The organism is Vibrio sp. V39_P1S14PM300, assembly GCF_009904765.1.
GTDB lineage: Bacteria > Pseudomonadota > Gammaproteobacteria > Enterobacterales > Vibrionaceae > Vibrio > Vibrio proteolyticus.
Window position 1 is genome coordinate 1 of record NZ_WXWP01000126.1, and the last position, 10,896, is coordinate 10,896.

Consider the following 10,896-nt stretch of genomic DNA (forward strand, 5'->3'; position numbering starts at 1 on the left):
GTGCTGTAGCACGTCCACTCTAGGTGACAAAGTCAGATTTTACTGCTGTTTCACGGCAAAAACATAAAACAAAATAAAAATCAGCCACTGAATTAAACTTCAAATTTTCCCGCTAGTTTTCCATTAACATTACAGAAACAAAAACCAGATATTTTTCATTACACGATATTACCTACAAGAGTCTGGGTAAATATTTAGTCAATAAAACTATCAAAAAGCCTAAATCGCCTGACGCACTACCAGATATCAAGATAGACAAAAAAACCGTCTTCCGTGAGGGAATCCCTTATAAATCGAGAAAAATACAATATTGTGTGATCGGACAGACGCTTAACGCGCGGCATGACGCGGAATTGTCCCATTAACGACAATGGGTATCCGTGGGAACGTAGCAGATGAGGTAAAATGAAGGCATTAGCGCCGAGGCAGCCGATAGATTTCTAAGCCGGAGCGGGTCACTGGGCGACAACACGTACGCGGCCACGCAAGCAAAACAAACAAAAAAAGCCTCGTCATTTCTGACGAGGCTTCTTAATGTGGTCGGTGAAGAGGGATTCGAACCCCCGACCCTCTGGTCCCAAACCAGATGCGCTACCAAACTGCGCTATTCACCGAGAATGGGGTGGCTAACGAGACTTGAACTCGCGACAACCGGAATCACAATCCGGGGCTCTACCAACTGAGCTATAGCCACCATCAAATTGTCATGTTTACCGCGTTGACGCCATAAACTAAAATATGGTCGGTGAAGAGGGATTCGAACCCCCGACCCTCTGGTCCCAAACCAGATGCGCTACCAAACTGCGCTATTCACCGAGAAATGGGGTGGCTAACGAGACTTGAACTCGCGACAACCGGAATCACAATCCGGGGCTCTACCAACTGAGCTATAGCCACCACTATATTTTGTACCGATAAACATCCTCCGGGATGAAATGGCGCGCCCGAAAGGATTCGAACCTTCGACCTTTGGCTCCGGAGGCCAACGCTCTATCCAGCTGAGCTACGGGCGCATGCCCTATCGGCGGAGTGGAATAATACGTATATCACACTATGCCGTCTAGTACTTTTTTAACTTTTTTTACCGTTTGACGCCTTTTTGGGCAATTAAACACTGAATGTCCGACGTTGACGATGTGACACACCCCCTGAAGCTGATAACTTGTTGTTTAATGCAACAAGTTATCGGGATATAATCACCCAATATTTACATTGATTTAACAGCATCTAACGCTGTAGATCAAACCCACTCTAATAATCAGGTAAGCACGCACTTACCTTCAGGAATGTAAAGTGAGTTTAATGGATATGTCTCGAAAAATTATCATTGCCTTGGTCGCTGCGTTCACTTTTTCTGGTGCCTCTTTTGCAGCAAGCGTCAGCCAAGAAAACCACGATGTCATCGCAGAGCGCATCAAACCTGTCGGTGACGTGTATCTGGCGGGCAGCGAGCCTGTGGTTGAGAAACCAAGTGGCCCACGTGACGGCGCGACCGTTTACGGCACCTTCTGTATCGCCTGTCACGCCTCTGGCGTCAGTGGCGCACCCAAGACCGGTAATGCGGCAGACTGGGGTCCGCGTATCGCGCAAGGAAAAGACGTGTTGAAAGATCACGCGATCAACGGCTTTAACGCCATGCCACCGCGCGGGACCTGTATGGACTGCAGCGATGACGAAATCGTTGCCGCCATCGAGCACATGATCGAAGGCCTGTAACCGGCATCGAGAAAAAAGGCTTGCCAGTGGCAAGCCTTTTTTGATCGTTATTTCTTGTTAAACATGGCACGTAAGTTGGCAATGTGTGCCTGACCTTTAGCCATGCGCTCTTCCTGGGAGACCGGTTTTTTCGTCTGCTCCCACTCCACATCGTCGTACGGCAGTTCATCGAGAAAGCGGCTTTGCGTCGGTTTAATCAACTCACCGAACTGACGGCGTTCACGGCACATGGTAAACGTCAACTCGCGCTGTGCCCGGGTGATGCCCACGTACATCAGGCGGCGTTCTTCCTCAACATTGTCTTCGTCAATGCTGGTCTGATGCGGCAAAATACCCTCTTCTGAGCCAATCAAATAGACGTACGGAAACTCCAGACCTTTGGAGGCGTGCAGTGTCATCAGTTGTACCGCGTCACTGTCGTCATCTTCTTCACCTCGCTCCATCATGTCGCGTAGTGTCAGGCGCTGAACCACCTCTTTGAGGGTCTTCTCTTCCTGATCGTAATTATCGCCTTCCAGATCAGAAACAATCCACGAATAGAGATCCGAGACATTTTTCATCCGCATCTCGGCCGCTTTCGGACTGGCAGACGTCTCGTACAACCAGTCTTCGTAATTGATGTCGCGTACCAGGGAACGGACCGCTTCGACGGTGTCTCCCCGCTCGGCCTGATCGCCGATTTTCACCAGCCAGTGAGTGAAACGGCGCAGAGTCTCCAACCCGCGACCACTGAGGTGTTGTTCAAGTCCGATTTCAAAACTGGCCTCGAACAAACTTTTGCCCCGCATGTTGGCGTAACTGCCAAGCTTCTCCATCGTCACCGGGCCGATTTCCCGTTTGGGCGTGTTAACGATGCGCAGAAACGCGTTGTCATCATCCGGATTCACCAGCACCCGCAGATACGCCATGATGTCTTTGATTTCAGCTCGGGCAAAAAACGACGTGCCGCCGGACAACTTGTATGGCACTCGGTTTTGCATCAATGACTTTTCAATCAGGCGCGACTGGTGATTACCGCGGTACAAAATCGCATAGTCACGGTAATCGGTGCGGTTAAGAAATTTGTGCGCAATCAGCTCACCAGTGATCCGTTCCGCTTCGTGCTCTTCATTCTTGGCCAACAGGACTTTGAGTTTTTCACCGTCCGGAATTTCAGAAAACAGAGATTTTTCATACACGTGCGGATTGTTGGCAATCAGAATGTTGGCCGCGCGCAAAATCCGGCTGGTCGAGCGGTAGTTCTGCTCAAGCTTGATCAGACGCAGGTTGGGGTAATCTTCACCAAGCAGTACCAGGTTCTGTGGCTTGGCGCCACGCCAGGAGTAAATCGACTGATCGTCGTCGCCCACCACCGTCAGACGCCCGCGCTCACCGACCAGCAGTTTCACCAGTTCGTACTGACTGGTGTTGGTGTCCTGATATTCGTCCACCAGCAGGTAGCGAATCCGGTTCTGCCAGCGCTGACGCACGTCCTGATTATGACGCAGCAACAATACCGGCATCAGGATCAGGTCATCGAAATCAAGGGCGTTATACGCCTGCATCTGCTTTTGATACATCTCGAAACAAAATGCAAACAGCTGCTGCTGTTCCCCCTGGGCATGCGCCTTGGCTTGCTCCGGCGTCAGCATGTCGTTTTTCCAATTGGAAATCGTACTCATCAGTTGACGCAGCAAATCTTTGTCGCCGTCGAGCTGCTTCTCGGTCAACTCTTTCAACAGCGCCAACTGGTCCTGATCATCAAACAGGGAGAAGCCAGCTTTCAGCCCGAGGGTTTTGTACTCACGGCGAATGATATTCAGCCCGAGCGTGTGGAACGTCGACACCATCAGGCCACGCGATTCCGCTTTGCCCAAGGTCTGCCCCACCCGCTCTTTCATTTCTCGCGCCGCTTTATTGGTGAAGGTCACCGCCGCAATATTGCGCGCTTTGTAGCCACACTGCTGAACCAGGTAGGCAATTTTGTTGGTGATCACACGTGTTTTGCCCGAGCCGGCGCCGGCCAGCACCAGGCACGGACCCGACACATATTTCACCGCTTCATCTTGTCTTGGGTTCAGCTTCATCGTCAGCTCAATTCAGTAAAAAAACAGGGCGACTATAATAATGCTGCAATGGCATGATTGCTATTGTCTCTGCAATAAGATTTTTTACGTCGATTCACAATACTTGGTTGCATAACTGCCTGCAATGTGAGCTATAATGAATGAACGTTCATTCATTGGTGGTGGGATTTATGACCAGTAACACTAGTGTAGATAAACGTGAGCAGATACTCCTGGCCGCGGAAGCCCTGATTGCAGAATCCGGTTTTCAGGGGCTATCGATGCACCGGCTGGCAACCGAAGCCGGCGTCGCTGCAGGCACGATCTACCGTTATTTCTCGGATAAAGAGCATCTCCTCGATGAGGTACGTTTACATGTTACGCAACGCATAGCCAATGAAGTGCAGGCTGGTGTCTCTGATGATATGCCGCTGAAACAGCGCTATCGAACGATGTGGCTCAACATCTGGAATCTGGCCGGTTCTAATCTGGATATTCTGAAAAACCGGGTTCAGTACGAATCGTTGCCCTCTTCACAGTGCTGCGCACGTAAAGAAGTGGAGCGGGAAATGTTTGACAAGGTTTACCGGCTTTTCGAAGAAGGGAAACAAACCGGCCTGTTTAAACCTCTGGCTCATGAGGTGCTATCCGGCCTGAGCTTTGAAGCCAGCGTTGCGTTGGCACGAAAACACGCTTTGGGATTTTATCAGCTGGACGATGACGCACTTGAAGCGGCCATTGAAGCCAGCTGGGATGCAATAATTAAACACTAACTTGGAGTTCTCATAAGAATGAAAAAGTGGACTTTCTTTATGATACTGATCGTCATACTGCTGTTTGGCAGTGTGATAGGTGTCAACATGTTCAAGCAACAGAAGATTGCCGAATTCATGGCCAATCGGCCTGAGCCTGAATTTCCGGTCACCGCGATGGAAGTCAAAGCCGTCGACTGGGTACCGGTGATTGAAGCGATCGGCTTTATCGAGCCGAATCAGGGGGTGACCATTTCGAACGAAACCGCCGGCATTGTTGATCAAATTACTTTCGAATCCGGCACTCAGGTTGAATCGGGCCAGCCACTGGTCCTGCTCGACTCTGATGTGGAAAAAGCCAACCTGAAGAGCTCGCAGGCGCGCCTGCCAGCAGCCAAAGCCAAATACGAACGTTACCGTGGGCTGTACAAAAAAGGCTCCATTTCCAAAGAAGCGTTTGATGAAGCCGAAGCAAACTACTACTCACTGTCGGCAGACATCGAGTCGCTGAAAGCCACCATTGACCGCCGTGAAATCAAAGCGCCATTTGCTGGTGTGGTTGGTATCCGTAACGTGTATTTGGGTGAGTACCTGCAAACCGGTACCGAGATTGTGCGCCTGGAAGACACCAGCGTGATGCGTCTGCGCTTCACCGTGCCTCAGCGCGATATCTCTCGTATCAGTCTGAAGCAGGAAGTCGATATCTTTGTCGATGCTTACCCGGATCAGCCATTCAAAGGGGCGATCACTGCGATTGAGCCTGCCGTCAGCGTGCAGAGCGGTCTGATTCAGGTTCAGGCAGACATCCCGAACAGCGACGGTAAGCTGCGCAGCGGTATGTTTGCCCGCGCGCACATCATCCTGCCGAAGCTGGCAAACCAGGTGACGCTACCGCAAACTGCCATCACTTTCACGCTTTACGGCAACAATGTTTACGTGATCACGGATAAAGATGGTGAGAAACGCGTTCAGCAACACGTGGTAAAAGTGGGTGAACGCACCAAAGACATCGCTCACATTCTTGAAGGCGTGAAACCGGGTGATACGGTGGTGACCACAGGTCAGGTACGTTTGAGTAACGGTGCTAAAGTGCGCATCGTCGAAAGCGATGCCACCACCACACCAGCTGAAACACCAATGCTGTAAGCGAGGGACACATGCGCTTTACTGATGTTTTCATTAAACGTCCGGTTTTAGCGGTATCGATCAGCTTTTTGATAGCCCTGCTCGGTTTGCAGGCGGTATTTAAAATGCAGGTGCGGGAATACCCTGAAATGACGAATACGGTGGTGACGGTCACCACCAGCTACTACGGCGCCAGTGCCGACCTGATCCAGGGCTTTATTACCCAGCCTTTGGAACAGGCCGTCGCCCAGGCAGACAACATTGACTACATGACGTCGCAATCGGTGTTGGGTCAGTCGACCATTACGGTCAACATGAAACTCAATACCGATCCGAACGCCGCGCTGTCCGACGTTCTGGCAAAAACCAACTCGGTACGTTCTCAGTTGCCCAAAGAGGCAGAAGACCCGACGGTTACCATGTCGACCGGTTCGACTACTGCGGTGCTGTACATCGGCTTTACCAGCCCTGAGCTGAACTCAAGCCAGATCACCGACTATCTGGAACGGGTGATCAACCCTCAGCTGTACGCCGTGAACGGTATCTCAAGCATCGACTTGTACGGCGGGCTTAAGTACGCCCTGCGCGTATGGTTGGACCCGGCTAAAATGGCGGCGCTCGATCTGACCGCCACCGATGTGATGTCGATTCTGAACGCCAACAACTACCAGTCGGCGACGGGTCAGTCGGTCGGTGAATTCGTGTTGTACAACGGCAGCGCCGATACTCAGGTGTCGAACGCCGACGAGCTGAAAGCTCTGGTGGTCAAAACCGAAGACAACGGCACGGTGATCCGCCTGGGTGACATTGCCAAAGTCATGCTGGCGAAAAGCCACGACACCTACCGCGCCAGTGCCAATGGCCGGGAAGCGGTAGTGGCAGCGATCAACGCGGCGCCAAGCGCCAACCCAATCAACATCGCTGCGGACGTGATGAAGCTGTTGCCGGATCTGAAGAAAAACATGCCGAGCAACATCGAGATGAACGTGCTGTATGACTCAACGATTGCGATCAACGAGTCGATCCACGAGGTGATCAAAACCATCGTGGAAGCGGCGATCATCGTACTGGTGGTGATCACCCTGTTCCTGGGGTCATTCCGGGCGGTCATCATCCCGATCGTCACCATTCCGCTGTCGCTGATTGGTGTGGCCATGGTCATGCAGGCAATGGGTTTCTCCTGGAACCTGATGACGCTGCTGGCAATGGTTCTGGCCATCGGTCTGGTGGTGGACGATGCGATCGTGGTCCTGGAGAACGTCGACCGGCACATTAAAGAAGGCGAATCGCCGTTCCGCGCCGCCATCATAGGGACACGTGAAATCGCGGTTCCGGTTATCGCCATGACCCTGACGCTGGGCGCGGTATACGCCCCGATCGCGCTGATGGGCGGTATCACCGGCTCGTTGTTCAAAGAGTTTGCCCTGACTCTGGCCGGTTCGGTGTTTGTTTCCGGTATCATCGCGTTGACCCTGTCTCCGATGATGTGTTCGAAAATGCTTAAAGCCAATGAACAACCGGGCAAATTCGAGCAGAAAGTGCACCACTTACTGGATCGCATGACCAACCGTTACGAGCGCATGCTGCGTGCAGTGATGCAACACCGTCCGGTGGTGATCGCATTTGCAATCATCGTGTTCGGCAGTCTGCCGGTGCTGTTCAAGTTCATTCCAAGTGAACTGGCACCATCGGAAGACAAAGGGGTGATCATGCTGATGGGTACCGGCCAGTCCAACGCGAACCTGGACTATCTGGCCAACACCATGGCGGACGTGAACCGTATTCTGTCGGATCAGAAAGAAGTTCAGTTTGCTCAGGTGTTTACCGGTGTTCCGAACTCCAACCAGGCGCTGGGGATTGCCTCGATGGTGCCTTGGAGCCAGCGTGAAGCGAGCCAGGCTGATGTGACCAACCGCGTTGGTGGTCTGGTGAAAGACATCCCGGGCATGTCGGTCACCGCGTTCCAGATGCCAGAACTGCCCGGCGCGGGCTCCGGTCTGCCGATCCAATTTGTCATCACCACGCCGAACGCGTTTGAAAGCCTGTTCACCATCGCCACCGACGTACTGGCCGAAGTGAACCAGAACGCCATGTTTGTCTACTCGGACCTGGATCTGAACTACGACTCCGCGACGATGAAAATCAACATCGACAAGGACAAAGCCGGTGCGTACGGCGTGACCATGCAAGACATCGGGGTCACTCTGGGGACGATGATGGCCGACGGTTACGTAAACCGTATCGACCTCAACGGCCGTTCGTACGAAGTGATCCCTCAGGTTGAACGTAAGTGGCGCCTGAACCCGGAATCGATGAACAACTACTACGTGCGCGCGGCGGATGGTAAAGCAATCCCGCTTGGCAGCCTGATCACCATTGATGTGATTGCTGAACCTCGTTCACTGCCGCACTTTAACCAGCTGAACTCCGCCACCATAGGCACAGTTCCGGCGCCGGGTACGGCAATGGGAGACGCGATCAACTGGTTTGAGAACATCGCAGAAACCAAGCTGCCACGCGGCTACAACCACGATTACATGGGTGAAGCCCGTCAATACGTGACTGAAGGCAGCGCCCTATACTCCACCTTTGGTCTGGCTCTGGCGGTGATCTTCCTGGTACTGGCGATTCAATTTGAATCCGTCAAAGACCCGCTGGTGATCATGGTGTCGGTACCGCTGGCTATTTGTGGGGCACTGATTGCGCTGGCATGGGGGGCGTTCCTTGGCACAACGACCATGAACATCTACTCTCAGGTCGGGTTGATTACCCTGGTCGGTCTGATCACCAAACACGGTATTCTGATCTGTGAAGTGGCCAAGGAAGAACAGTTGCACAACAAACTGAGCCGCATTGACGCGGTCATGGAAGCGGCCAAAGTTCGTTTGCGTCCGATTCTGATGACCACGGCGGCGATGATTGCCGGCCTGATCCCATTGATGTACGCCACGGGCGCTGGGGCGCAGCAGCGCTTCAGCATCGGTATCGTCATCGTGGCTGGTCTGGCGCTGGGGACACTGTTTACCCTGTTCGTACTGCCAGTGATCTACAGCTATCTGGCGGAAAAACATAAGCCACTGCCGGTGTTTGTCGAGGACAAAGATCTGGAAAAGCTGGCACGGGTGGATGAGGCCAAAGCAGCTCAGCGCCAGCTGGCTGACAACAACCATTAATTCATCTGCTCGTTGACTCTATTTACAGGCCACTTCGGTGGCCTTTTTTTATTGTGCTCGCTTTTTTACGCCAAACAGGGCGACTTTCCCGGTCCAATTACATAAAATAATCTCAAACGGACAGGAGTTATGACACATGTTTGATCCCAAAAAATTAGAGCAAGTCGCGAAGCAGATTCACGACGCCATGCCACAGCCGGTCAAAGACCTCGGCGCCGATGTGGACCAGAAGGTACGCCAGGTGATCCAGGGCCAGTTAAACAAACTGGACGTGGTCAGCCGCGAAGAGTTTGATGTCCAGACTCAAGTGCTGCTGCGCACGCGCCAGAAGCTGACCGAGATGGAGCAAAAACTGGCCGAGATTGAGCAGAAGCTGGCGGACAAAGAACAGTAATTCTGCCGCCTGCACGCTCTGACGCAGACAAAGAAAAAGGCTTGCCCATTCGGAGCAAGCCTTTTGTTTTAGTTAAGGTTGTGTTTGCTTGTTGTATTTATTGACCCCGATCTGTGCGGAGTGCATCTGGGGAGAACGTGTCGCCACCCTCCCCCCGATCTCTTGCCGGAGGCGACTTAGCCACCAACCGCAATGCGTTTCATGTCGGTCATGTAACCACGCAGCTCTTCACCGATGTACTCCACCGGGTGATTGCGGATCGCATCGTTCACGGCGATGAGCGTGGCGTTATCCACGTGGTTGGAAACCTCACCAAGCCCCTGACCAATCACGTCCGTACCGACCGATGGCATGAACTGTTCACGCAGCAGCGGCGTGGCCACATTGGCAAATAAGTAGTTGCCGTATTCTGCCGTATCAGAAATCACCACGTTCATTTCATACAGGCGCTTACGTGCAATGGTGTTGGCAATCAGTGGCAGCTCGTGCAGCGACTCATAGTACGCTGACTCGTCGATGATGCCTGAAGCGGTCATGGCTTCAAACGCCAGCTCAACCCCGGCTCGCACCATGGCGATCATCAGGATGCCGTTGTCGAAGTATTCCTGCTCAGAGATCTCAACGTCGGATTCCGGGTAGTTTTCAAACGCCGTTTCACCGGTTTCTGCACGCCAGCCCAGCAGGTTCACGTCGTCGTTCGCCCAGTCAGCCATCATGGTGCTGGAGAAATGCCCGGTGATGATGTCATCCATGTGTTTGTTGTACAGCGGACGCATCAGCTCTTTCAGCTGCTCAGACAGCTCAAATGCCTTGATTTTGGCCGGGTTCGACAGGCGATCCATCATATGCGTGATGCCACCGAACTTAAGCGCTTCCGTAATGGTTTCCCAACCGTATTGCAGCAGTTTACCGGCGTAACCGGCGTCAATGCCTTCTGCAATCATCTTCTCGTAGCAGACGATGGAACCAGCCTGCAGCATGCCACACAAAATGGTTTGCTCACCCATCAGATCCGATTTCACTTCCGCCACGAACGACGATTCCAGACAGCCTGCGCGATGGCCACCGGTTGCAGCTGCCCAGGCTTTAGCGATATCCCAGCCTTCGCCTTTCGGGTCATTTTCCGGGTGCACCGCGATCAGAGTCGGAACACCAAAGCCGCGTTTGTATTCTTCACGCACTTCGGTACCCGGACATTTTGGTGCCACCATCACGACCGTCAGGTCTGGACGAATTTGCATGCCCTCTTCCACAACGTTAAAGCCGTGGGAGTAACCCAGTGCCGCCCCTTCTTTCATCAGGGGCATCACCGTTTCCACAACATTGGTGTGCTGTTTGTCTGGGGTCAGGTTAATCACCAGATCCGCTTGTGGGATCAGGGTTTCGTAGCTGCCGACTTCAAAGCCGTTATCTTTGGCATTTTTGTATGACTGACGTTGCTCGTCGATCGCCGCCTGGCGCAGCGCATAAGCGACGTTCAGACCCGAATCACGCATGTTCAGGCCCTGATTCAGGCCCTGAGCACCACAACCAACAATCACCACTTTCTTGCCTTTGAGGTAATCCGCCTCCGTCGCAAATTCACTGCGATCCATAAAACGACAACGACCAAGCTGGTCCAACTGCTCACGCAGGTTCAAAGTATTGAAATAGTTAGCCATGAGGCTCTCCTTTAATCATTCGTCCTAGAA

General features: G+C 52.7%; 7 protein-coding genes and 5 tRNA genes. 5 read left to right on the top strand and 7 right to left on the bottom strand.

Annotation, left to right across the window (positions count from 1 at the left end; genetic code table 11):
• Positions 1–537 precede the first annotated feature (537 nt).
• The 5 genes from CAG65_RS06175 to CAG65_RS06195 all read right to left on the bottom strand — a co-directional run bounded on the left by CAG65_RS06175 (position 538) and on the right by CAG65_RS06195 (position 1,013).
• Positions 538–614: transfer RNA gene (locus CAG65_RS06175), tRNA-Pro, on the bottom strand.
• A 4-nt stretch (positions 615–618) separates the two neighbouring features.
• Positions 619–694: transfer RNA gene (locus tag CAG65_RS06180), tRNA-His, on the bottom strand.
• A gap of 45 nt (positions 695–739) precedes the next feature.
• Positions 740–816: transfer RNA gene (locus tag CAG65_RS06185), tRNA-Pro, on the bottom strand.
• Between the two features lie 5 nt (positions 817–821).
• Positions 822–897 (bottom strand) — tRNA-His (locus CAG65_RS06190).
• A gap of 39 nt (positions 898–936) precedes the next feature.
• Positions 937–1,013 (bottom strand) — tRNA-Arg (locus CAG65_RS06195).
• Between the two features lie 289 nt (positions 1,014–1,302).
• On the opposite strand from CAG65_RS06195, the gene CAG65_RS06200 reads away from it, so the two are divergent.
• Positions 1,303–1,716, top strand: coding sequence for a c-type cytochrome (locus CAG65_RS06200; RefSeq protein WP_040903228.1), 414 nt, complete (start codon positions 1,303–1,305; stop codon positions 1,714–1,716).
• 47 nt (positions 1,717–1,763) lie between these two features.
• On the opposite strand, the gene rep is transcribed toward CAG65_RS06200, so the two are convergent.
• Positions 1,764–3,782, bottom strand: a complete 2,019-nt coding sequence (gene rep, locus CAG65_RS06205) for a DNA helicase Rep (RefSeq protein ID WP_161452873.1) — start codon at positions 3,780–3,782, stop codon at positions 1,764–1,766.
• 170 nt (positions 3,783–3,952) lie between these two features.
• On the opposite strand from rep, the gene CAG65_RS06210 reads away from it, so the two are divergent.
• The 4 genes from CAG65_RS06210 to ubiK all read left to right on the top strand — a co-directional run bounded on the left by CAG65_RS06210 (position 3,953) and on the right by ubiK (position 9,205).
• Entirely contained in the window at positions 3,953–4,534 is a 582-nt protein-coding gene (locus tag CAG65_RS06210) for a TetR/AcrR family transcriptional regulator (protein WP_156008765.1), read from the top strand.
• Positions 4,535–4,552: 18 nt separating this feature from the next.
• Positions 4,553–5,659, top strand: coding sequence for an efflux RND transporter periplasmic adaptor subunit (locus CAG65_RS06215; RefSeq protein ID WP_021707267.1), 1,107 nt, complete (start codon positions 4,553–4,555; stop codon positions 5,657–5,659).
• Positions 5,660–5,670: 11 nt separating this feature from the next.
• A complete protein-coding gene (locus CAG65_RS06220; protein ID WP_161452876.1) occupies positions 5,671–8,811 on the top strand; it encodes a multidrug efflux RND transporter permease subunit in 3,141 nt (1,046 codons plus the stop codon).
• Positions 8,812–8,947: 136 nt separating this feature from the next.
• The gene (gene ubiK / locus CAG65_RS06225) at positions 8,948–9,205 is read left to right on the top strand and encodes a ubiquinone biosynthesis accessory factor UbiK (protein WP_021707269.1); all 258 of its coding nucleotides are present in this window, start codon (positions 8,948–8,950) and stop codon (positions 9,203–9,205) included.
• A gap of 176 nt (positions 9,206–9,381) precedes the next feature.
• On the opposite strand, the gene ilvC is transcribed toward ubiK, so the two are convergent.
• Entirely contained in the window at positions 9,382–10,866 is a 1,485-nt protein-coding gene (gene ilvC / locus CAG65_RS06230) for a ketol-acid reductoisomerase (protein ID WP_161452878.1), read from the bottom strand.
• Positions 10,867–10,896 lie beyond the last annotated feature (30 nt).

Coding starts and splice junctions, on each gene's coding strand:
- CAG65_RS06200 (WP_040903228.1), top strand. CDS start 1,303: ATGGATATGTCTCGAAAAATTATCATTGCCTTGGTCGCTGCGTTCACT.
- rep (WP_161452873.1), bottom strand. CDS start 3,782: ATGAAGCTGAACCCAAGACAAGATGAAGCGGTGAAATATGTGTCGGGT.
- CAG65_RS06210 (WP_156008765.1), top strand. CDS start 3,953: ATGACCAGTAACACTAGTGTAGATAAACGTGAGCAGATACTCCTGGCC.
- CAG65_RS06215 (WP_021707267.1), top strand. CDS start 4,553: ATGAAAAAGTGGACTTTCTTTATGATACTGATCGTCATACTGCTGTTT.
- CAG65_RS06220 (WP_161452876.1), top strand. CDS start 5,671: ATGCGCTTTACTGATGTTTTCATTAAACGTCCGGTTTTAGCGGTATCG.
- ubiK (WP_021707269.1), top strand. CDS start 8,948: ATGTTTGATCCCAAAAAATTAGAGCAAGTCGCGAAGCAGATTCACGAC.
- ilvC (WP_161452878.1), bottom strand. CDS start 10,866: ATGGCTAACTATTTCAATACTTTGAACCTGCGTGAGCAGTTGGACCAG.